Origin of the sequence: Bordetella ansorpii (genome assembly GCF_900078315.1) — a bacterium.
GTDB lineage: Bacteria > Pseudomonadota > Gammaproteobacteria > Burkholderiales > Burkholderiaceae_B > Bordetella > Bordetella ansorpii.
On sequence record NZ_FKBS01000017.1, the window covers coordinates 137,628 to 159,484 of the forward strand.

The following is a 21,857-nucleotide window of genomic DNA, read 5'->3' on the forward strand; positions in this document are numbered from 1 at the left end:
ATGACGACCCGAGAATCCATGATCGAAGTGCGCGGCCTGCGCAAGCTGTTCACCCTGCACAACCAGGGCGGCATCCGCCTGCCGGTGCTCGACGAGATCAGCTTCGACGCCGCGGGCGGCGACTGCCTGGTGTTGTCCGGCCCCTCGGGCGCGGGCAAGAGCACGCTGCTGCGCTGCCTGTACGGCAACTATCTGGCGACGGCGGGCAGCATCCGCATCCGCAGCCACGGCCGTTCGCACTGGACCGTCCTGACCGGCGCCAGCGAACAGGACATCCTGGCGCTGCGGCGCGATACGGTGGCCTACGTCAGCCAGTTCCTGCGCGTGATTCCGCGCGTCACGACGCTGGACGTGGTGGCCGAGCCGCTGCGCCAGCGTGGCGTTTCGGCCGAAGAGGCCCGCGAGCGCGCCGCGCACCTGCTGGCGCGCCTGAACGTGCCCGAACGGCTGTGGTCGCTGGCGCCCGCCACCTTCTCGGGCGGCGAGCAGCAGCGCGTCAACATTGCGCGCGGCTTCATCGGTGGGCATCCCGTACTGCTGCTGGACGAACCCACGGCCTCGCTGGACGCCGGCAACCGCGCCGTGGTGGTCGAGCTGATCCAGGAGGCCCTGTCGGCCGGGCGCTGCCTGGTCGGCATCTTCCACGACGAGGCGGTGCGCGACGCGGTCGCCACGCGCCTGCTGCCCCTGCATGCCGCCACGCCCGCGGCCCTGATGGAATAAAGGCCATGTCCGCCACCTACCTGACCCACGCCCGCATCGTCATGCCCGACCGCGTGATCGAGCGCGGCGCCCTGCTGATCGAAGACGGCCTCATCGCGGCGATCGAGCCGGAGGGCGCGCCGCATGGCGTGCAGACCATCGACCTGGACGGCCAGACGCTGCTCCCCGGCCTGATCGACCTGCACTGCGATGCCATCGAGAAAGAAGCCGAACCGCGCTCGCGGGTGCAGTTCCCGATGGACTTCGCGGTGGCGCAGGTGGACCGCCGCAATGCGGCGGCCGGCATCACCACGCCCTATCACGCGCTGTCGTTCGCCAACAATGAATGGGGCGTGCGCAACAACCTGACGGCCGCCCAGCTGGTGCGCACGATCCGCGATTTTCGCGGACAAGGCCTGGTCGACAACCGGGTGCACTGCCGTTACGAGATCACCGATCCGCAGGCCATGGAGGTGCTGGCGGCGCTGATCGACGAAGGCGCGGTGGACCTGCTGTCGGTGATGGACCATTCGCCCGGCCAGGGCCAGTTCAAGACCATGGAGGCCTACCTGCAGTACATGATGGGCAATCACGGCATGGACCGCGTGCAGGCCGAGGCGGCCGCCGAGACCAAGCTGCGCGCGGCAACCGGCGCCGGCGCGCGGGTGGAAAAGCTGGTGGCGCACGCGCAGCGCGCCGGCGTGCCGACAGCCAGCCACGACGACGACTCGGTGCACCGCATCGCGACGATGCGAAACCTGGGCGTGACGATCAGCGAGTTTCCCATCACGCTGGATACGGCCAAGGCGGCGGTGTCGTGCGGACTGGCGACCATCATGGGCGCGCCGAATATCCTGCGCGGCGGCAGCCAGAGCGGTTCGATGCGGGCCATCGACGCGATCCGCGCCGGGGTGGCCACCTGCCTGTGCTCGGATTACCAGCCGTCCGCGCTGATCGCGGCGGTGTACCTGGCGGTGGCCCAGGCGGGGTTGTCATGGCCGCAGGCGGTGGCGCTGGCAACGTCGAATCCCGCGCAGGCATGCGGGTTGAACGATCGCGGCCGCATCGCCGAGGGCTTGCGCGCCGACCTGATCGCCGTGACGCAGGTGGCCGGCATGCCCTTGGTCAGCCGGACCTGGTCGCAAGGACGGCTGGTGTTCGCCACGCAGTATCCGGGGGGATCGGGCCCCGCCCGGGCACACGCCATCGCCGCCTGAGCTTGCCACGGTATTGGGAAAAATATATGATGAATATCATATTAAATACCGAAGCCGTCCATGGCACCTGCTGCGTCCACGCGCCCACCGCACCTCCCTGACAAGAAGCAGGCGACTCACGACCGCATCCTGGCCGCCGCGTCACGCACCCTGCGGCGGCGCGGCCTGGACAAGGTGGGCGTCGCGGAGGTCATGACGGAAGCGGGCCTGACGCATGGCGGCTTCTATGCGCACTTCGCCTCGCGCGAGGCGCTGCTGGCCGAAGCGCTGGAGTGTGCGCGGCGCGATATGGCGCAGGTGCTGGCGCAGCGCATCGCCCTGCAGCGGCAACGCGGCGCAAGCGCGTTCCGGGCGCTGGTGCAAGCCTATCTGGCCGACGCGAACCTTCCTGCCTTCGAAACGGCCTGCCCCGTATCGGCCCTGGCGTCGGACCTGGCGCGCTGCGCGCATGCGGCGGATGACGCCGCGCCCGGCGCGCTGCAGGCGGCGGCGCGCGCACTCGTGTCGCACCTTATCGCCGGGGTGCGCGATGCCTTGCCCCCGATCCATCGCCAAGCCGCACCGGCGGTCGCCGGCATGCTCGTCGGCGCCTTGCAACTGGCACGAACACTCGGCGATGGCCCGCAAGCGCAGGCCGTCCTGGCAGCGGCCCGCACCGCGCTACTGAACCAATACGATCCGGGCCCAGGCAACGCCTGACGCCCCAGACGCGTGGCAGCCCACAAGGCGCCGCGCATTTTTTTGACCATTAATATGATGGCCATCATATTAAAAACAAGGAGTTCCTCATGAAAATCCAGGACGCCATCGTTCTCGTCACCGGCGCCAATCGCGGCATCGGCGCTGCCTTCACGCGGGCGCTGCTTGCACGGGGCGCAGGAAAGGTCTATGCGGCGGCACGCAACCCCGCCAGCGTCGTTCAGGCGGGCGTGACGCCGGTGCGGCTCGATGTCACGCAGGCCGATGACGCCGCGGCCCTCGCGGCGCAATGCGGCGATGTCACGCTGGTCATCAACAATGCCGGCATCGCCCGGGAAGGCGCTTTCCTCGCGGCCGCCATGGACGACATCCGTGAGCAGATGGAGACCAACTTCTTCGGCATGCTGCGGGTCAGCCAGGCGTTCGCGCCGGTGCTGGCCGCCCATGGCGGCGGCGCCCTGCTCAACGTGCTGTCGGTGGCGTCGTGGATCAACCGGCCCCAACTGGCGGGCTATGGGGCGACGAAGTCGGCGGCCTGGGCGCTGACCAACGGGCTGCGCCACGAATTGCAGGCCCAGGGCACCCAGGTGCTGGGCCTGCACATGGGCTTCGTCGACACCGACCTGACCCGGGGGCTGGACGTGCCCAAGCAGTCCGCCGACGCCGTGGTCGCGGCCGCGCTCGATGCGCTGGAGGCCGGGGCGAGCGAGGTCATGGCCGATGAACTGACCCGCATGGTCAAGGCAGGTCTTTCGGCCGATCCGGCCAGCTACATGCCGCCGCCGCAGGGCTGAGAGACCCTGGTTCCAGACTTCGCTCGCCCATGGCCGACCCCGCAGTGAGCGGTCCATAGGCGAACGCGGCAGTCTTTGGACGGGCCGGACACCCGTCTGGCGTCGCCGAGCACGGACCTGAACGGGCAGCACGGTCAATAACCGCGCCGCAGGGAACGGTGCTCGGCATACGCGAAGGCGGCAAGGCAGATATGATGATCAATGACTGGCAACCGCGTATCGAAGTCGATCCCGAAACCCACCGCGTCCTCGCCGACGGCCAGTTGCTGATATGCGAACCGGCGCGGGTGCTGCTCCATGGCGCAGCGCTATTTCCTGTTCCAGAAAATGATCCGTATCGAAAAAGTCCTTGGTGACGAATCCAGCATCGCGGCGCCGCTGCGCCGCCGCGCCGCCGCCCTGACGCTGGCCTATGAACACCGCTGCCGCAGCCGCCTGGATGTCACGCTGGACGATGGCCGCGAGGCCGCCCTGTCTCTGCCGCCAGACACGCTCCTGCGCGACGGCGCCATCCTGATCGCCACGGACGGCACCCTGGTACGCGTGGCGGCGGCGCAGCAGCCGGTGCTGCGCGTCACCAGCCCCGATCCGCTGCTGCTGGCGCGCGCGGCCTATCAGCTGGGTAAACGGCACACGCCGGTACAGGTGCAAGCGGATGCGCTGTATCTGGAGGACGCACCGGCGCTGCGCGACCTGCTCAGGCGCTTAGGCGTGCGGGTGGAAGAGGCGCAGGTCGCATTCGAGCCGGAGCCGGACGCCGACCTCGGCGGACACGGGCATGGGCACGATCATGCCCATGAAGGACACGTGCACGGACCGCAGTGCGGCCATGGGCATGGGCACGACCACACGCATGCCCACGAAAAGCACGTGCATGGGCCGGGGTGCGGTCACGACCACGGCCACGATCACCCGCAGCATGTGCACGGCCCCGGCTGCGGACACGATCACGGCCATGAGCACTCTCACGACCACTCGCACGGCCATGACGATCATGTCCACGGGCACGATCACAAGCCTGCGCAGGCCCACGATCACAGGCATGACCACGTCCATGCCCACGAGCATGGCAATGACCCCAAGCACGATCACCGCCGCAAATAATCCTGCCTTACCGCAACGCCGCCCCTGCTGCCTGCACAGGCAAGTTCCAGCAGGCCTTGCCAGCAAAGCCAGGCTGCACGGCTGGCTTTGAAATCGCGAGGCTCGCGGCCTGGCGCCGACGCATGAAGCGGGGCGTCAGGCCGCGGCAACGGTCAACCCGCCGCGCTGCGGTAGTCGGCGTCGGTGAAATCCGGCGCGGTGGACGCCTGCGCGGGCGTGGCCGGGGCCACGGGGCTGCTTTCGGCGTCCCGGTCGGCAATGCCGAACAGCGACAGCTCGGCGGTGACCAGCGCATCCAGGAAGTTCGTCTTTTCCATCGTATGGGCTCCTGCTTTCTTCGGACATGAACAAGCACGCGCGGCCCCGGCAAGTCCGCCTGATCGCCCGACGGGCGAATCGGCGGAAAAAAGCATGCCGTTCCGAGGCGAATGTCTCGCCAGGGAAAGACCGGCGGCAAAACGAAAATGCCTGGCCGCCATCCCCAAGGGGCACCCGAGAAAGGCGGCAAGGCATGGCCCATGTTGCACCCGCACAAACGGGGCCGTCAATTCGATTTGCTTAATTCGTTCGATAAAAAACGCGAATCAGCCTGCTTTATCAGCCCATCGTCAGCTATCCATACCCGAACCTGAATGAATGAGCCTCGCCGCCTCATACGCCGGGCTGCGCCACGGCCCGCGAGCGCGATCCCAGCAGCAATTGCGCCACCACGGCCACGACGATGTTCACCGCCAGGGCCAGCAGGCCCGTATACATCGTGTAGGTCGTGCCGCCGATGACCATCGAATGCACCGGCTTCACACCGTCCGCGAACACCAGCGCCGTGCCGCCGCCCAGCCCCACGGCCCAGCCGATCAGCAAGGCGGTGCCGCCGAACCAGCGCGAGAACAGGCCGAACACCACCGCCGGGAAGGTCTGCAGGATCCACACGCCGCCCAGCAGTTGCAGGTCCAGCGCGTACTGCGTCGGGATGAACAGGATGAACACCAGGGCGCCCACCTTGACCACCAGCGACACCAGCTTGGCCACCTTGCCCTCGCCTTCCGGCGTGACGTTCGGGTTGACGTAGGCCTTCCAGAAGTTGCGGGTGAACAGGTTGGCCGCGCCGATCGACATCACCGCCGCCGGCACCAGCGCGCCGATGGCGATGGCCGAGAAGGCGAAGCCCGCGAACCAGCTGGGGAACAGCGTGTTGAACAGCATCGGCACCACGTCGTTGTTGGTGCCCGGCTTGATGCCGGCGGCGTAGGCCATGTAGCCCAGCAGCGCGATCAGGCCCAGCAACAGCGTGTAGGCCGGCAGGAAGATCGCGTTCTTGCGGATCGTGTCCGCGCTCTTGGCCGCGAAGATGCCGGTCAGGGTGTGCGGATACATGAAGGCCGCCAGCGCCGAGCCCAGCGCCAGCGTGGCGTACGGCAGGAACTGCGCGGGCGCCAGCGTCAGGCCGCCGCTGCCCTTGGCCGTGTACGCCTTGCCGGCGGCATCGAACACCGCCGCGTAGCCGCCCAGCTTCAGAGGCACCAGCACCACCGCCACCAGCACCACGATGTAGATCATCAGGTCCTTCACGAAGGCGATCAGCGCGGGCGCGCGCAGGCCGGCCGAATACGTGTACAGCGCCAGGATGATGAAGGCGGCGGCCAGCGGCAGTTCGCCCGTCAGGCCCAGGGCCTTGATCACCACCTCCATGCCCACCAGTTGCAGCGCGATGTAGGGCATGGTGGCCAGCACGCCGGTCACGGCCACGGCCAGCTCCAGCGGACGCGACCCATAGCGGCCGTAGACCACGTCGCCCGCGGTCACGTGGCCTTGCTTGTGCGCCACGTTCCACAGCTTGGGCATGATGGCGAACACGATGGGATACACCAGGATGGTGTACGGCAGCGCGAAGAAGCCATAGGCGCCCACCGCGTAGACCAGCGCGGGCACGGCGATGACGGTATAGGCGGTATAGAAATCGCCGCCCACCAGAAACCAGGTGATCCAGGTGCCGAAACGGCGGCCGCCCAGGCCCCACTCATCGAGATTGGCGTGGCTCCCGCCGCGCTGCCAGCGCGACGCCGCGAAGCCCATCACCGTGACCAGCAGGAAGAAAAAAATAAAGACCGACAAGGCGGCCCAGTTCAAGTGACTGCTTTCCATCATTCTTCCCCATTCTTGCGGTAATGGCGGTAGACGATCCAGGTCAGGAACGCCGTGATCGGCACCCACAGCAACTGATACCAGTAGAAGAAAGGAAAGCCCATGAAATCGGGCAGCGCCTGATTATAGAAAGGCACCCATAGCAAGCCCAGGAAGGGTAATAGAAGCAGTATCCACATGATGATGCGCGCTCGTGTCTCGTGTAGGTTGGTGTCGTTGCAGAGCCTTGCGGCCCGCGGATGTGCGGGACTTGAACGAGGGCGCGGGATCGGCCGCTCCCTCGGATGCAACGATACGCCTGTCGCATTAACACCACTAAATAGCCCATTTTGCAATCAAGGGTATTGACGCGCCGGGATGCCGCGCGCCCGCAACGGGTATGGACGCTGTCAGGATCCGGCGCTCAGGGCTCGATATAGGGCTTGGGTTCAGGCGGCCGCAGGTCGGCAATGGCGTTTTGATCCAGCGCCACCTTGATGGTCAATCCGATCTCGTCGCCGACCAGCCGGTGATCGGCCACCATCCCGAAATCGCTGCGGCGGATCTTGCCGGTCGCCTCGAAGGCCGCCAGGCCCTTGTCGCCCGGCACCAGCGAGACATCCAGCGTCTGCGGACGCGTCACGCCGCGGATGGTCAACAGGCCCGTCATGGTCAGGTGCCCGTCCTCGCCCGCCGTCAGGCCCGTGCTGTGGTAATCGATCTCGGGATAACGGACGGCATCGAAATAATCGACCGAGCGCAGCTTGTTGGCGCCGCCCGGCATGCCCACCCGGATCAGGCTGGCGCTCATGCGTACGGTGGCCTGGCTTTGCGCCGGCTGTTCGGCATCCAGCGACAGGTTGCCCTGGAACTGCTGGAACTCGCCCGTGGGCCGCAGGATCCCACCCACCCGGGGAAAGAACTCGATCACCGCGTTGCGCTGATCGAAGGGATACGAAACAGGCTGGGCATCGGCGCGCGCCATGCCGCACAGGCTGGCCAGAAGCAGGGGGATGCAGGCAAGGCGGGAAGGCATCCGGAGCGCTCGTCTTTCGTTTTCGATGCGGCAACACTATAGACGGCAACCTTTGCGGAAATATTCCCGAAATGCTGCCGTTGGTATTTGTTGCAGTCTGATAATCAAAAACACCCGACGACATCGAGCGCCTCATTAAAGTCTAGCCCGCGCCACTTCAGTCTTTTTTAAGACGAAAAGCCCCGGCCGCTGCACAAAATCAAACTTCAGAAAGAGGACTTCCATGCGTAAGATCACGTTCGGCACGACGGCTGTGGCCGCGGCCCTGCTGCTGGCAGGCTGCAACAACATGGGTAGCATGTCAAATACCGATGGCCTGATGTCGGCGGGCGCCAGCGCCTACCAGGCCGCCACGCTGTCCGACGCCGACATCGTCCAGATGTCGGATGCGGCCTGCAAGCAAAGCGACGCGGAATCGAAGATTGCCACGCCCAAGAGCAAGTACGGTGCTCGCCTGACCAGGGTGATGAAGGGCTTCGGCGACATGGACCTGAACGGCAACAAGATCGACTACAAGGTCTACCTGACCAAGGACGTCAATGCCTGGGCCATGGGCAACGGCTGCGTGCGCGTGTACAGCGGCCTGATGGACATGATGAACGACGACGAACTGCGCGGCGTGATCGGCCATGAAATGGGCCACGTCGCCCTGGGCCACAGCAAGAAGGCCATGCAGACCGCCTATGGCGTGAGCGCCGCCCGCAACGCCGCGGCTGCCGCCGGCGGCAGCGCCGTCGCGGCCCTGTCGGCCTCGCAACTGGGCGACCTGACCGAGAAGTTCATCAACGCGCAGTTCTCTCAGTCGCAGGAAACCGCGGCCGACGACTACTCGTTCGATCTGCTGACCCAGAAGAAGATGAACCGCAAGGGCCTGGTCACGGCTTTCCAGAAGCTGGCCAAGCTGGATGGCGGCAAGAGCGACATGTTCAGCTCGCACCCCTCCTCGCCCGACCGTGCCGCGCGCATGGAAGCCCGCCTGAAGAACGGCAAGTAAGCACGCGGCGTCCTCGGGCGCCAGGTGCCAGGCAAAACGGGGCGCATTGCGAAATGCGCCCCGTTTTTTGCCTCGATGGGGGAATGACACCGTCCCTGCAGGGCAGGCCCGGGCGGCCCGCAAGCCCGGCCAGGCGCGGGCTATGGGATACCCTGCCCCCGCATCACTCGCCCACGACGTTGCCTTCGCGGATCACGTCCGCCCACTGCTTGCGCTCGGCGCGGATGCGCTTGGCCGCGTCGGCGGGCGTGGTCCAGGTGGCGATGGCGCCCTGCTTGAGCAGCGCCTCGCGCGTCGACGGCTTGGCCAGGATGGTCTTCAGGGTGCCATTGAGCTTGTCGATCACCGGCGCGGGCGTGCCGGCCGGGGCGACGATGCCGAACATCGAGCTGACCTCGAAGCCTTTCAGGCCGGCCTCGGCGGCGGTCGGGACATCGGGCAGCGCCTCGGCGCGCGTGGCCGCCGTGACAGCCAGCGCGCGCAGCTTGCCCGCCTTCACATGGGCCTGGGCCGCGGGCACGGTCTCGATCATGCCCAGCACCTGCCCGCCCATCAGGTCGGTCATGGCCGGGCCGCTGCCCTTGTAGGGCACGTGCAGCACGTCCACGCCGGCCACGCGCTTGAACATCTCGGTCGCCAGATGCTGCGGCGAGCCGTTGCCCGACGAGGCCATGGTCATGGCGCCCGGCTTGGCCTTGACCAGCGCGATGAACTCCTGCAGCGTGTTGGCCTTCACCGTCGGATTCACCACGAACACCAGCGGCACCGTGCCCACGATGGACACAGGCGAGAAACTCTTCTCGATGTCGTAGGGCACGCGGCCCTTGTACAGCTCGGCGTTGATGGAATGGCTGGTCAGCGCGCCCAGCAGCAGCGTATAGCCATCGGGCGCGGCCTTGGCGACCTGGTCCGCGCCGATGTTGCCGGCCGCGCCGGCGCGGTTCTCGACCACCACGCTCTGGCCCAGCGCGCCCGTCAGTTCCTGCGCCATGACGCGGCCGATCACGTCGGTGGCGCCGCCGGGCGGGTAAGGCACGATCAGGCGCACGGGGCGGTCGGGGTAGTTGTCCTGGGCCTGGACGGCCGGCGCAAAGGCCGCACCGATGGCCAGCGCCATCAACGAACAGACGAACGCGCGGCGGGGCACGCGCCCGGCCCCGGTGTAGCGGGATGCGGACATGGCTTGTCTCCTATCCGGAACCGGGCTATTGATGGATGGGCTTTGCTGTTGTGCCCGGTTCTCATGCCGGGCAGTGTAGGCGGCGTGGCTTGATTGATTAATCAGTATTTTTCTATCGACTGATCCTTGAAATCGATCAATTTCCATACATCATGGAAAGTGCTTGCGGCTGCCGAGCAGGGCTGGCTATGATGGCCGGCTTAATTATCAATAATATTATCGAAGGGTAGGAAGACGACATGAGCCAGAAAAAACAGCCGCCCGCCGCCGCGACCGGCCTGTCCAAGGGGCTGACCAACTACGGGGACACGGGCTTCTCGCTGTTCCTGCGCAAGGCCTTCATCAAGGGCGCCGGCTACACCGACGACGCGCTGTCGCGCCCCGTCATCGGCATCGTCAACACCGGCAGCAGCTACAACCCCTGTCATGGCAACGCGCCCCAACTGATCGAGGCGGTCAAGCGCGGCGTGATGCTGGCCGGCGGCCTGCCCGTGGACTTTCCCACCATCTCGGTGCACGAAAGCTTCTCGCATCCCACCAGTATGTACCTGCGCAACCTGATGTCCATGGACACGGAAGAAATGATCCGCGCCCAGCCCATGGATGCGGTGGTGCTGATCGGCGGCTGCGACAAGACCGTGCCCGCCCAGTTGATGGGCGCGGCCTCGGCCAACGTGCCGGCCATCCAACTGGTGACGGGTTCCATGCTGACCGGCGCGCACCGTGGCGAGCGTGTCGGCGCCTGCACCGACTGCCGCCGTTACTGGGGCCGCTATCGCGCCGACGAGATCGACGCGGCCGAGATCAGCGACGTCAACAACCAGTTGGTGGCCAGCGTGGGTACCTGTTCGGTGATGGGCACGGCCAGCACCATGGCCTGCGTCACCGAAGCCCTGGGCATGATGGTGTTCGGCGGCGGCTCGGCCCCGGCGGTCACGGCGGACCGCGTGCGCGTGGCCGAGCAGACCGGCACCACGGCGGTCGCCATGGCCAAGTCCGGCCTCACGCCCGGCCGCATCCTCAACGGCAAGTCGATCGAGAACGCGCTGCGCGTGCTGCTGGCCATCGGCGGCTCGACCAACGGCATCGTGCACATCACGGCCATCGCCGGCCGCCTGGGCATCGACATCGACCTGGCCGGGCTGGACGCCATGAGCAAGGAAACCCCCGTGCTGGTCGACCTCAAGCCCTCGGGCCAGCACTACATGGAAGACTTCCACAAGGCGGGCGGCATGCCCGCCCTGCTGCGCGAACTGCGTCCGCTGCTGCACCTGGACACCCTGACCGTCAGCGGCCGCACGCTGGGCGAGATGCTGGACGAGGCGCCCGCCCCGTTCGTGCAGGACGTGATCCGCCCCTTCGACAAGCCCATCTACCCGCTGGGCGGCCTGGCCGTGCTGCGCGGCAACCTGGCCCCGGGCGGCGCCATCATCAAGCAGTCGGCCGCCAACCCCAAGCTGATGGAGCACGAAGGCCGCGCCGTGGTGTTCGAGAACGCCGAGGACATGGCGCTGCGCATCGACAACGACGATCTGGACGTCACCGCCGAAGACATCCTGGTGCTCAAGCGCATCGGCCCCACGGGTGCGCCGGGCATGCCCGAGGCCGGCTACATGCCGATCCCGCGCAAGCTGGCGCGCGCCGGCGTGAAGGACATGGTGCGGATCTCCGACGGCCGCATGAGCGGCACGGCGGCGGGCACCATCGTGCTGCACGTCACGCCCGAGTCCGCCATCGGCGGCCCGCTGGCGCACGTGCGCAGCGGCGACCGCATCCGCCTGTCGGTGGCCAACCGCGAAATCTCGCTGTTGATCAGCGACGAGGAACTGGCCCGGCGCGCCGCCGAGGTGCAGATCGAACGTCCGTCGGCCGAGCGCGGCTATCGCAAGCTCTTCCTGCAGACCGTCACGCAGGCCGACCAGGGCGTCGACTTCGACTTCCTGCGCGCCACGGAAACCACCGACAAGGTGCCGCGCCCGCGTTGATGCCCGCGCCGCCGGGGATGGCGTTCAGCCGACGCGCAGCCAGAGGGCCGTCGCGTCGTCGCTGGCCTTGAAGCGCGGATAGCGCAGGCAGGCCGCGTCGTCCCGTTCGATCTGGCGCAATTCGCGCCCCAGGGCCGCCAGGCCGGCCTCGGCCATGCGCGACACCAACGCGGGCGCGTCGTATACGGCATACGCATCGATCAACGCGGCGAAGCCATCGCTCATCAGCAGGATGTCGTCGCCCCGGCGCACGGGCGCGCGGGCGTGGCGCGTGCCCTGCTTCGCCTGTGCCGCGTCCACGCCGAGCACCGGTTTCGGCCTTTCGCGCGCGGCGCGGCGGTCGGCCAATACCTCGGGCGTGCGCACGTTGCCCGCGCCTGCCCCCGGGCCCAGCGCGGCGGCCTCGGCCGATTCCGCCCCCCGGTCCGGCGCCGGGGTCAGGAACGCCACGCCGCCGGCGCCGCGGTGGATCACCGTGCAATCGCCCAGCCAGGCGCAGGCCACTTCGTCGTCCTGCAGGGCCACGGCCGCGAACGCGGCGCGCGGCAACTCCCAGGAAGACACGGGATCCCGGCGCCGTTCGCGGGCATAGGCGTCGGAGAGCGCATCGAACACCTGGCCGCAGATCGCTTCCAATGATCCGCTGCCGCTGGCTGCGCAGAAGGCCGCTTGCGCGCGCATGGCCAGCCAAGCGGCCCCGCCCCGCTCGCCCAGCAGGCCCGGATCGCCCAGATCGGTCGCGCCGTCGATCACCCAGGCATGCCGGTCGGCGCTGCCGGCGCGGTCGTCGTTGGGCACGCTGGCCCTGCCGGCCAGGCTGAGGCTTTCAATCAGGTCGAAATGCATGATGAGAGTGGAACTCCGGAATCGCGGTCAGGATAGTGGAAGAGCCCGTCTCGCCAGCCCCTGGGTGGCGCCGGTGGGACCGGCCGGCCCGGTGTGGCGTGCGGACCCTGGCCAGGAACGGCACGCCGGGCTTCAGGACGACAGACTGTCCCGCAGCATCTGCACCAGCGTAGCAGCCGCCGGCGACAGGCTGCGGTTGCGCAGCGTCACCAAGCCGATCGACCGTTCGGCCACCGGCGCGATCAGCTTGCGCTCGACGATGCCGGGATGGGCCACGGCTTCGGCCGCCGTTTCCGGCAACGCCGCCACGCCGAATCCGCATTCCACCATGGCCACGATGGTGGCCAGGTGCTCGGCCTCGAAGGCCGGCTGGAAACGGATGCGGTTCTGCAGGAAAGCCCACTCCGTGTACTGCCGCACGCTGCTGGGATGCACCATGGACACATGCGACATCTCGGCCGTGTCCGCCCAGCGCACCGGCCCCTTGCCGCCGGCCAGCGCATGGCCCTGCGGAATCAGCAGGATGAAGCTGTCCGACATCATCGGCACGTAGTGCAGGTCGGCGTGCTGGGGATCCGCGGCCGTCAGCGCGAAATCGACCTGTCCCGCCCGCACCAGGTCGAAGGCCGGCCCCGACAGCGTGTCGTGCACCTTCAGCGCCACGCCCGGATGGTTCTGCCGGTAGGCCATCAGCACGCGGGGCAGCCAGCGCGCGGCCAGCGAAGGCAAGGCGGCCACGGCCACCTGGCCATGCTCGGCGCCGGCAATGCCGCTGACCGCCGCGATGGCCTCGCGAAACGCCACCTGCAGCGTGGCCGCCTGCTGCAGGAAGACCTCGCCCGCGGCCGTCAGGCGCACCGAACGCGTGGTGCGGTCGAACAGCCGCACGCCCAGGCTGTCCTCGATGCGCAGGATCTGCGTGGACAGCGCCGACTGCGACAGGTGCAGCTGCGCGGCGGCCTGGCGGAAATTGAGCATGCGGCCCAGCATCAACACGGTGTCGATGTCGCGCATGGACAGATTGATCTGCATGGAATGTCTCGGGGATTTATTGATCTTTATTTCAGATCATTCTATCCAAAAAATCTGATTCATCTATCAAATCCGCTTCTCTACACTGGCCGCAACTTTGTAGAAGGAACGTACGCCATGAACGCAGCAACTCCCCGCCTGGATGCCCCCGGCGCCTCGCATGCCGTCGTCGTGGGCGGCGGCACCATGGGCGCCGACGTGGCCGTGGTGCTGGCGCGCGCGCTGTGCCGCACCACCTTGATCGAACCCGATGCCGGCCGCGCCCAGGCCCTGCCCGCCCGCGCCCGCGCCAATCTGCAAGCCATCGGCCGCGAAGCCGGCGCGGACCGCATCGCCGTCGTGCCGACGCTGGACGACGTGGACTGGGCCTCGGTGGACCTGGTGATCGAATGCATTCCCGAGCGCCTGGACATCAAGCAGTCGCTGTTCGCCGAGCTGGCGCGCCGCGCGCGGCCCGATGCCATCCTGGCCAGCAACAGCTCCAGCTTTCCGATCAGCGCCATCGGCGAGAGCCTGGACACGCGTGGCCGCATGCTGGGCCTGCACTTCTTCATGCCCGCGCACCTGGTGCCGCTGGTCGAGGTGGTGCTGGGCGAAGCCAGCGACGGCGCCAGCGCCGATGCCCTGATCGCCTTCATGCGCCGCTGCGGCATGGTGCCGGTGCGCGTGGCGAAGGATCTGCCCGGCTTCCTGGCCAATCGCCTGCAGCATGCGCTGTCGCGCGAGGCCTTCGACCTGATCGACCGCGGCATCGCCACCCCCGAGGACGTGGACGCGGCGGTGCGCTTCGGCTTCGGCTTCCGCTTCCTGGCCGCGGGCCCCGTGATGCAGCGCGATCACGCCGGCATCGACGTGCATGCGGCGGCGGGCGCCACCATGTATCCGACGTTCTGCAATGCGGACACGCCGGCGCGCTGCCTGACCGAACGCGCCCTGGACGGACGCCACGGCATGAAGGCGGGCGCAGGGTTCTACGAATGGACGCCCGAGACCGTCCAGGCAGAACGGGCGCGCTACGACCGGCTGCTGCGCGCGGGGCTGGATCTGGTGTCGGCGGAGCTGCCCGAGATCAAGCCCTGAAAGCAAGGGGTGAGCACGGCCATGCCGCCGGCGCCTGGCCGCACGACAGGCATCGACGCCCTCCCAGAACACCCAGCACCGCGCGCCATCGAGACGCGCGGCCTTGATACCGAGACAAGCACAAGCCGATATGACCGACATTTCCACTCCCGCCAGCCTGGCCGACTCCCCCGTCATCGTCACCGTCGCGCCCAACGGCGCCTACAAGACGGCCAAGGAACATCCGGCCGTGCCGATGACGCCCGCCACGCTGGCCGCCGAGGCGCGCGCCTGCCTGGAAGCCGGCTCGGCCATGATGCACATGCACGTGCGCAAGCCCGACGGCAAGCACCTGCTGGACGCCCAGGCCTATCGCGACGCCCTGAAGGCGGTGCATGACGAGGTGGGCGACCGCGTGCTGGTGCAGGTGACCAGCGAAGCCGCGGGCGTCTACCGCGCGCCCGAACAGATCGCCGTGGTGCGCGAGCTGCGTCCGCAAGCCGTGTCCATCGGCCTGCGCGAGATCGCCGTGCCCGAGGTGCCCGAGAAGGAACTTGCCGGCTTCCTGGGCTGGCTGGCCGACGAGCGCATCATGACGCAGATCATCCTGTACGACGCGGCCGACCTGGCGCGCTGGCAGGACCTGCGCGCGCGCGGCCTGGCGCCCGCCGGCGCGTGGTCGGTGCTGTTCGTGCTGGGCCGGTACAGCGCCGGGCAGACCTCGTCGCCGCGCGATCTGCTGCCCTTCCTGCAAGGCTATGACTTCAGCCTGCCCTGGGCGGTATGCGCGTTCGGCCGCGAGGAGAACGCCTGCGTGACCACCGCGGCGGCCTTTGGCGGGCACATGCGCGTGGGCTTCGAGAACAACCTGCTGCTGCGCGACGGCACCGTGGCGCCGGGCAACGCGGCATTGGTGGCGCAGGCGGCGGAAGGCGGGCGCGTGCTGGGCCGGCCGATCGCGGATGCCGACCAGGCGAGGGAGATCTACGGCGCGGTGCGTTGATTCGGGCGGCGCGATCCGGCGCTTGCGCCGGGTACGACCGCCCGCCAGGCATCCAGCTTGGCGGCAAACGGCATCGCCGCATGGGCGGGGCTGGTGGACGGCAAGGCGGCGTATTCCATCGCGGGATGGGTTCGGGACAGGACCGGCAGCACATGCCGGCGAAACAGCGCCTGCGCGCTGCCGCCGTTGAAGCAGATGCGGGTGATGCGCGGATGCGCCGCCAGGAAACCCGCGAAATCATTGGCTTGGGCCGACCGCGCATCGATGGCCGCGTCCAGGCTGCCCGGACGTTCGCAGGCGGCCAGGACGTCCCATAGCGCCACGCCGGCGTCATTCAAGGCATCGATGCGGGACGCATAAGGCAGCGCCGCGTCGAATCCCAGCAAGGCAGCGGCGATGGGCCAGAACGCATTGCGCGGATGCGCGTAGTAGCGCACGGCCTTCAACGATGCCACGCCAGGCATGGTGCCCAGCACCAGCACGCGCGCGTCGGGACGCGATGCGGGCGGAAAACCCGAAACGCAATGCGGGGAAACGGACTCGGTCATGGCGGCATTGTGCCGTATCGAGCGCGGCGACGGCCTGACATCGACCCGGGTGCGCCGCGCAGCAACGCCACGCAGTCCCGCCCGCCGCGAAAAAAAGCCGAGACGGTCTGCCTCGGCTTCCGGTCATTCAGGCAGGATCGCGTCAGGCCGCCAGCCGGCCTTCGATCTCGGCCTTGGTCTTGGGCAGGTCCGCCGGCAGGCCCTGCTTCAGTTGCTGGAACAGTTCGTCATGCAGCGACAGCTCTTCCTTCCAGGAAGGCAGGTCGACCGAGATGACCTGCTGGAACTTCTCCTGGCTGAAATCCAGGCCGGTCCAGTCGATGTCGCCATAGGTGGGCGACACGCCGAACAGCTGCTCGGCGCCGCCCGCCTTGCCTTCCAGGCGGCCCAGGATCCACTGCAGCACGCGCATGTTCTCGCCGTAGCCCGGCCACACGAACTTGCCGTCCGGACCCTTGCGGAACCAGTTCACGCAGTAGATGCCCGGCAGCGTGGCGCCCGCCGATTGCAGCTTCTCGCCCAGCTTCAGCCAGTGGTTGAAGTAGTCGGCCATGTTGTAGCCGCAGAACGGCAGCATGGCGAACGGATCGCGGCGCACCACGCCTTGCTGACCGGCGGCCGCGGCGGTGGTTTCCGAACCCATGGTGGCGGCCATGTAGACGCCTTCGCGCCAGTTGCGCGCCTCGGTCACCAGCGGCACCGTGTTAGAACGGCGGCCGCCGAAGATGAAGGCATCGATGGCCACGCCCTTCGGGTTCTCCCAGTCGGGGTCGATGGACGGGCACTGCTGCGCCGACACCGTGAAGCGCGCGTTGGGGTGCGCGGCCTTGCGGCCGGAATCGGGCGTCCAGTCCTTGCCCTGCCAGTCGATCAGGTGCGCGGGCGCCTCGTCGGTCATGCCTTCCCACCAGACGTCGCCGTCGTCGGTCAGGGCGACGTTGGTGAAGATGACGTTGGCCTTCAGGGTGGCCATGGCGTTGGGGTTGGTCTTCTCGCCGGTGCCCGGCGCCACGCCGAAATAGCCGGCCTCGGGGTTGATGGCGTACAGGCGGCCATCGGCGGCCGGCTTGATCCAGGCGATGTCGTCGCCGATGGTGCTGACCTTCCAGCCGTTCATGCCCTGCGGCGGGATCAGCATGGCGAAGTTGGTCTTGCCGCACGCCGAGGGGAAGGCGGCGGCCACGTGGAACTTGCGGCCCCCGGGCGAGGTGACGCCCAGGATCAGCATGTGTTCGGCCAGCCAGCCCTGGTCGCGGCCCATGGTCGAGGCGATGCGCAGCGCGAAGCACTTCTTGCCCAGCAGCGCGTTGCCGCCATAGCCCGAACCGTAGCTCCAGATTTCGCGCGTTTCCGGGAAATGCACGATGTACTTGGTGTCGTTGCAGGGCCATGCCACGTCGGCCTGGCCGTCGCGCAACGGCGCGCCGACGCTGTGCACGCAGGGCACGAACTCGCCGTCGGTGCCCAGCACGTCGTATACCGCACGGCCCATGCGGGTCATGATGCGCATGTTGACGGCCACGTAGGGGCTGTCGGACAGTTCGACGCCGATATGGGCGATGGGCGAACCCAGCGGACCCATCGAGAACGGCACCACGTACAGCGTGCGGCCTTCCATCGCGCCCTCGAACAGGCCGCCCAGGGTGTCGCGCATCTCGTCGGGCGCGGCCCAGTTGTTGGTGGGGCCGGCGTCTTCCTGGCGCTCGGAGCAGATGAAGGTGCGGTCTTCGACCCGCGCCACGTCCGAGGGATCGGACCAGGCCAGGTAGGAATTGGGACGCTTGGCCGGATTCAGGCGGCGCATGGTGCCTGCCTGGACCATCAGGTCGCACAACTGGTCGTACTCTTCCTGCGAGCCGTCGCACCAGACCACGCGTGCCGGACGGGTCAGCGCCACCACGTTGGTCACCCAGGCGATCAAACGCGTGTGCTTGACGTAGGACGGGACGTTGAGGTCGACGGGCTGGACCGTGTCGGATGCGGTGTGGGACATCATATGGAGGCTCTCCTGGATTTATAGTCAACACGGCGTCCGGGAAACCCGGCACCGTGCAGTGAAACCGAATCATCATACTTTGGTGCGGGGCCGCTCCCAAATCGGGTTGAAAGCAAAAGCAACGCCGCGCGCCGTGTCCGGCCCGTCATCCAGGGCGGCCGCCGCCAGGGCCTTGTGACATAATCGTCGGCCAATTCCTGCTTTTCTGGCCGTGCAATGCCCGCCTTTCCGCCGCTGAACGCCGACCGCCTCTGGTCACGCGTCGAAACGCTGTCCCGCCACACCCTGCCCGACGTACCCTGGACACGCCGCGCCTTCTCGCCGCAGTTTCTGGCCGCCCGCCAATGGCTGCAAGGCGAGTTCGCCGCCGCCGGCCTGGCCGTGACGCTGGATGCCGGCGGCAATCTGGTGGGACGGCGCGCGGGCACCGGCGACGGACAGGATGCCCGGCGCAAACCCATCGTTACCGGCTCGCACTGCGACACCGTGCCCAGCGGCGGCCGCTTCGACGGCATCATCGGCGTGCTGGCCGGCATCGAGGTCGCCCATGCGCTGCATGAGCAAGGCGTGCAATTGCGACACCCGTTCGAAGTCATCGACTTCCTGTCGGAAGAGCCCAGCGACTACGACGGCGTGTCCTGTATCGGCAGCCGCGCCATCGCCGGCACGCTGGACGCGCAGATGCTGGCCAAGTCCAATCCGGCCGGCGAAAGCCTGGCCGGCGCGCTGAGCCGCATCGGCGCCGATCCGCGCGCGCTGGCCCGGCCGCTGCGCGGGGCCGACGCCACGGCGGCGTTCGTCGAATTGCACATCGAACAGGGCCCCGTACTGGAAACCCGCGGCCTGCCCATCGGCGTGGTCACGCACATCGTCGGTATCCGCCGGGCGCGCATCCGCGTCACCGGCCAACCCGACCATGCCGGCACCACGCCCATGGACATCCGCCGCGACGCGCTGGTGGGGGCCGCGCGCGTGATCGACGCCGCGCACCGCCGCGCCAGCGAACTGACCGGCCCGCAACATTACGTCGTGGCCACCATCGGCCGCATCGCGGTCACGCCCAACGCCACCAATGCCGTGCCCGGCAGTGCCGACATGATCCTGGAGGTCCGCAGCGACAGCCAGGCCGTGCTGGACAGCTTCGTCGAAGACCTGGCGCACGGCGTGGCGGGCGACATGGCCGCGCTGCGCCTGGAACTGGCCTGGGACGAGGTCTCGCGCGCCAGGCCCACCCATTGCTCCCCGGTGGTGATGGACGCCGTGCAGGCCGCTTCCGAGCGGCTGGGCTACGCCTCGATGCGCCTGCCCAGCGGCGCCGGCCACGATGCCGTGCAGATGGCGCACACCGGCCCCATGGGCATGATCTTCATCCCCTGCCTGAACGGACGCAGCCACTGCCCCGAGGAATGGATCGACCCCGCGCAACTGCTGGACGGCACGCGGGTGCTGTACGAAACCGTACTGGAACTGGACGCCCGGCTGGCGCGTGCATCCTGACCATGATCGAGCAACACGACCTGGACGACGGCACCGCGGACCGTTTCCTGCTGGATGCCAAGGGCATTTCGCTTCTGGTGTTCCATAGCCGCACCTGCGGCACCTGCCGCGTCGCGCGCGAGCAACTGCCCGCCTTCGACCTGCCGGTGCAACGCCTGTGCTGGATCGACGCCGGCGACAACGGCGGCCTGGTCGAGCGCTACGAAGTCTTCCACCTGCCCGCGATGTTCGTGGTGCGCGACGGCACCTTCTACGGCGCGATCGCCGCGCAGCTGGCCCAATGGGACATCGAGCAGCAGATCGCGCTGGCGCTGGACAACTACCCCGCCGAGTTGCCCTGATTCCCATGCCGCCCGCCACCCGCCGCCCACTGGACACCACCGCCACCGGCATCATGCTGCTGCTGTGCGTGTGCTGGGCCTTCCAGCAGGTCGCGATCAAGCTGGTGGCGGCGGACATCACCCCCACGCTGCAGATCGGGCTGCGCTCGGTGTTCGCCGCCGTGGTGCTGGGCATCGTCGTGCTGCGCCGCGAAGGCCTGGGCCTGTTGCGCGACGGCACGCTGCCCGCCGGCCTGCTGGTGGGCCTGCTGTTCGCGGCGGAATTCCTGCTGATCGCGCTGGCCTTGCGGTTCACCACGGCCTCGCACGTAGCGGTGTTCCTGTACACCGCCCCCATCTTCACCGCGCTGGGCCTGCACCTGCGCCTGCCCGAAGAACGCCTGCTGCCCCTGCAATGGGTGGGCGTGCTGCTGGCTTTCGTCGGCATCGCCGTGGCGTTCCTGGGCAAGCGCGACGTGGCGCTGCCGTCCGCGCCAGACATGCTGCTGGGCGATTTCCTGGCCTTGCTGGCCGGCCTGTCGTGGGGCGCCACCACCGTGGCGCTGCGCGGTTCGGCCCTGTCCGAAGCGCCGCCGACCAAGACGCTGTTCTATCAGATGGCGGTGGCCGCGGGGCTGCTGACGGCCTGGCATGCCGCCTCGGGCGACCCCGCGCCGGTCTGGAGCGCACCGGCCGTGGCCAGCATGGCGTTCCAGACCCTGGGAGTGGCGCTGGCCAGCCTGCTGACCTGGTTCTGGCTGCTGCGCCGCTACCTGGCCACCCGGCTGTCGGTGCTGTCGTTCGCCACGCCGCTGTTCGGCGTGACGTTCGGCGTGCTGATCCTGCACGAGCCCATTGCCCCGGGCTTCGCCCTGGGCGCCCTGCTGGTGCTGGGCGGCATCCTGCTGGTCAGCGGCGCGGGCTTGATCAGCGAGAAGCTGAGGCGGCCGGGCCGCTGAGGCGCGGGCGCGCCCGCGACACCGTCACGCCATCTCGCCCAGCCGGCGCCGCTGCACGCCGTTCTCGTCGAAGTTCTCCGGCGCCAGCCAGCGCTCGAACGCCGCCCGGCGGGCGGGCCATTCGCTGTCGATGATCGAGAACCACGCGGTATCGCGCGTACGCCCCTTGTACACCACCGCCTGCCGGAAAATGCCCTCGAACTGGAACCCCAGCCGCTGCGCCGTGGCCCGCGACGGCGCGTTCAGGCTGTCGCACTTCCATTCGTAGCGGCGGTAACCCAGCTCGTCGAACACGCGGCGCATCAGCAGGTATTGCGCCTCGGTGGACAGCGCGGTGCGCTGCAACTTGGGCGAGAACGTCACGTGGCCGACTTCGATCACGCCGTTGCCCGGATCCATGCGCATCAGCGCCAGCGTGCCCACCACCTTGCCGGTGGCCTGATCGACCACGGCGTGGTGCAGCGTGTCCTGGCTGGCGGCCTGCTGCGCCACATAGGCCAGATGCTCTTGGCGGTTGGCGAACGGTCCCTTGAACAGATAGGTCCAGGCGCGGCCGTCGGGCGCCTGGCCGAACACGTCGGCCAGGTCTTCCGCATGCCGCGCGGCGTCCAGCGGTTCGAGCCGGCACAGGCGGCCCTGGATCGGCGTACGCGGCGGCAGCGGGCGCGGCTGCCAGTCGGGCAACGGCGCCCCGATGGGTTGGCCGAAGGTATTGCTGAAGGAAGGTGCGGACATCCTGGCGTTCCGGGTTGAATGAGCCGCCGC

23 protein-coding genes are annotated in these 21,857 nt (G+C 68.2%); 12 read left to right on the forward strand and 11 right to left on the reverse strand.

All coding sequences use genetic code 11. The features are described 5' to 3' along the window. The 4 genes from phnL to A7W11_RS15620 all read left to right on the forward strand — a co-directional run bounded on the left by phnL (position 1) and on the right by A7W11_RS15620 (position 3,412). Complete coding sequence (gene phnL / locus A7W11_RS15605; RefSeq protein WP_066414833.1) at positions 1-723, forward strand: phosphonate C-P lyase system protein PhnL; 723 nt, start codon at positions 1-3, stop codon at positions 721-723. A 5-nt stretch (positions 724-728) separates the two neighbouring features. Continuing rightward, the gene (locus A7W11_RS15610) at positions 729-1,919 is read left to right on the forward strand and encodes an alpha-D-ribose 1-methylphosphonate 5-triphosphate diphosphatase (protein ID WP_066414835.1); all 1,191 of its coding nucleotides are present in this window, start codon (positions 729-731) and stop codon (positions 1,917-1,919) included. A gap of 60 nt (positions 1,920-1,979) precedes the next feature. Beyond that, the gene (locus A7W11_RS15615; RefSeq protein ID WP_066414837.1) at positions 1,980-2,618 is read left to right on the forward strand and encodes a TetR/AcrR family transcriptional regulator; all 639 of its coding nucleotides are present in this window, start codon (positions 1,980-1,982) and stop codon (positions 2,616-2,618) included. Between the two features lie 89 nt (positions 2,619-2,707). Continuing rightward, entirely contained in the window at positions 2,708-3,412 is a 705-nt protein-coding gene (locus A7W11_RS15620; RefSeq protein WP_066414840.1) for an SDR family oxidoreductase, read from the forward strand. Between the two features lie 134 nt (positions 3,413-3,546). Here the strand turns inward: A7W11_RS15620 and A7W11_RS29135 are convergent, their stop codons facing one another. Continuing rightward, complete coding sequence (locus tag A7W11_RS29135) at positions 3,547-3,711, reverse strand: hypothetical protein (RefSeq protein WP_162270280.1); 165 nt, start codon at positions 3,709-3,711, stop codon at positions 3,547-3,549. Between A7W11_RS29135 and A7W11_RS15625 the strand changes: the two genes are divergently transcribed. Beyond that, positions 3,710-4,516, forward strand: coding sequence for an urease accessory protein UreE (locus A7W11_RS15625; RefSeq protein ID WP_235816907.1), 807 nt, complete (start codon positions 3,710-3,712; stop codon positions 4,514-4,516). The genes A7W11_RS29135 and A7W11_RS15625 overlap by 2 nt on opposite strands. 152 nt (positions 4,517-4,668) lie before the next feature. On the opposite strand, the gene A7W11_RS28355 is transcribed toward A7W11_RS15625, so the two are convergent. The 4 genes from A7W11_RS28355 to A7W11_RS15640 all read right to left on the reverse strand — a co-directional run bounded on the left by A7W11_RS28355 (position 4,669) and on the right by A7W11_RS15640 (position 7,673). Then, entirely contained in the window at positions 4,669-4,833 is a 165-nt protein-coding gene (locus A7W11_RS28355; RefSeq protein ID WP_173678822.1) for a hypothetical protein, read from the reverse strand. A 334-nt stretch (positions 4,834-5,167) separates the two neighbouring features. Next, positions 5,168-6,658 (reverse strand): monocarboxylate uptake permease MctP, encoded by a 1,491-nt coding sequence (mctP, locus tag A7W11_RS15630; protein WP_066416051.1) that lies wholly within the window; start codon positions 6,656-6,658, stop codon positions 5,168-5,170. Further along, a complete protein-coding gene (locus A7W11_RS15635) occupies positions 6,658-6,837 on the reverse strand; it encodes a DUF3311 domain-containing protein (protein ID WP_066414842.1) in 180 nt (59 codons plus the stop codon). The genes mctP and A7W11_RS15635 overlap by 1 nt, the downstream gene beginning before the upstream one ends. A gap of 224 nt (positions 6,838-7,061) precedes the next feature. Further along, a complete protein-coding gene (locus A7W11_RS15640) occupies positions 7,062-7,673 on the reverse strand; it encodes a YceI family protein (RefSeq protein WP_066414845.1) in 612 nt (203 codons plus the stop codon). 223 nt (positions 7,674-7,896) lie between these two features. On the opposite strand from A7W11_RS15640, the gene loiP reads away from it, so the two are divergent. After that, positions 7,897-8,667 carry a metalloprotease LoiP gene (gene loiP, locus A7W11_RS15645; protein WP_066414848.1) on the forward strand — a complete coding sequence of 257 codons (771 nt, stop codon included), beginning with the start codon at positions 7,897-7,899 and terminating at the stop codon, positions 8,665-8,667. 163 nt (positions 8,668-8,830) lie between these two features. Here the strand turns inward: loiP and A7W11_RS15650 are convergent, their stop codons facing one another. After that, positions 8,831-9,847 carry a Bug family tripartite tricarboxylate transporter substrate binding protein gene (locus A7W11_RS15650; protein ID WP_066414851.1) on the reverse strand — a complete coding sequence of 339 codons (1,017 nt, stop codon included), beginning with the start codon at positions 9,845-9,847 and terminating at the stop codon, positions 8,831-8,833. Between the two features lie 239 nt (positions 9,848-10,086). Between A7W11_RS15650 and A7W11_RS15655 the strand changes: the two genes are divergently transcribed. Continuing rightward, the gene (locus A7W11_RS15655; RefSeq protein ID WP_066414859.1) at positions 10,087-11,832 is read left to right on the forward strand and encodes an IlvD/Edd family dehydratase; all 1,746 of its coding nucleotides are present in this window, start codon (positions 10,087-10,089) and stop codon (positions 11,830-11,832) included. Between the two features lie 24 nt (positions 11,833-11,856). Here A7W11_RS15655 and A7W11_RS15660 read toward each other — a convergent pair whose 3' ends face one another. Then, positions 11,857-12,678, reverse strand: a complete 822-nt coding sequence (locus tag A7W11_RS15660; RefSeq protein WP_066414862.1) for a protein phosphatase 2C domain-containing protein — start codon at positions 12,676-12,678, stop codon at positions 11,857-11,859. A 132-nt stretch (positions 12,679-12,810) separates the two neighbouring features. Then, positions 12,811-13,710 (reverse strand): LysR family transcriptional regulator, encoded by a 900-nt coding sequence (locus A7W11_RS15665; protein WP_066414865.1) that lies wholly within the window; start codon positions 13,708-13,710, stop codon positions 12,811-12,813. Between the two features lie 117 nt (positions 13,711-13,827). Here A7W11_RS15665 and A7W11_RS15670 point away from each other — a divergent pair, with 117 nt between their 5' ends. Further along, complete coding sequence (locus tag A7W11_RS15670; protein ID WP_066414868.1) at positions 13,828-14,790, forward strand: 3-hydroxyacyl-CoA dehydrogenase family protein; 963 nt, start codon at positions 13,828-13,830, stop codon at positions 14,788-14,790. A gap of 130 nt (positions 14,791-14,920) precedes the next feature. Continuing rightward, a complete protein-coding gene (locus A7W11_RS15675) occupies positions 14,921-15,772 on the forward strand; it encodes a beta-keto acid cleavage family enzyme (RefSeq protein WP_066414872.1) in 852 nt (283 codons plus the stop codon). Here A7W11_RS15675 and A7W11_RS15680 read toward each other — a convergent pair. Further along, positions 15,754-16,320 carry a DNA-deoxyinosine glycosylase gene (locus tag A7W11_RS15680; protein ID WP_082887275.1) on the reverse strand — a complete coding sequence of 189 codons (567 nt, stop codon included), beginning with the start codon at positions 16,318-16,320 and terminating at the stop codon, positions 15,754-15,756. The genes A7W11_RS15675 and A7W11_RS15680 overlap by 19 nt on opposite strands. A 142-nt stretch (positions 16,321-16,462) precedes the next feature. Further along, positions 16,463-18,313 (reverse strand): phosphoenolpyruvate carboxykinase (GTP), encoded by a 1,851-nt coding sequence (locus A7W11_RS15685; RefSeq protein ID WP_066416058.1) that lies wholly within the window; start codon positions 18,311-18,313, stop codon positions 16,463-16,465. Positions 18,314-18,532: 219 nt separating this feature from the next. On the opposite strand from A7W11_RS15685, the gene A7W11_RS15690 reads away from it, so the two are divergent. From A7W11_RS15690 to A7W11_RS15700, 3 genes are read left to right on the forward strand one after another with little or no spacing between them, the layout of a single operon-like run. Further along, entirely contained in the window at positions 18,533-19,813 is a 1,281-nt protein-coding gene (locus A7W11_RS15690) for a Zn-dependent hydrolase (RefSeq protein WP_066414876.1), read from the forward strand. Positions 19,814-19,815: 2 nt separating this feature from the next. Further along, a complete protein-coding gene (locus A7W11_RS15695; protein WP_412778732.1) occupies positions 19,816-20,154 on the forward strand; it encodes a thioredoxin family protein in 339 nt (112 codons plus the stop codon). A gap of 5 nt (positions 20,155-20,159) precedes the next feature. Beyond that, positions 20,160-21,092, forward strand: a complete 933-nt coding sequence (locus A7W11_RS15700) for a DMT family transporter (RefSeq protein WP_066414879.1) — start codon at positions 20,160-20,162, stop codon at positions 21,090-21,092. A gap of 24 nt (positions 21,093-21,116) precedes the next feature. On the opposite strand, the gene A7W11_RS15705 is transcribed toward A7W11_RS15700, so the two are convergent. After that, positions 21,117-21,827 (reverse strand): GNAT family N-acetyltransferase, encoded by a 711-nt coding sequence (locus A7W11_RS15705; RefSeq protein ID WP_066414880.1) that lies wholly within the window; start codon positions 21,825-21,827, stop codon positions 21,117-21,119. Positions 21,828-21,857 lie beyond the last annotated feature (30 nt).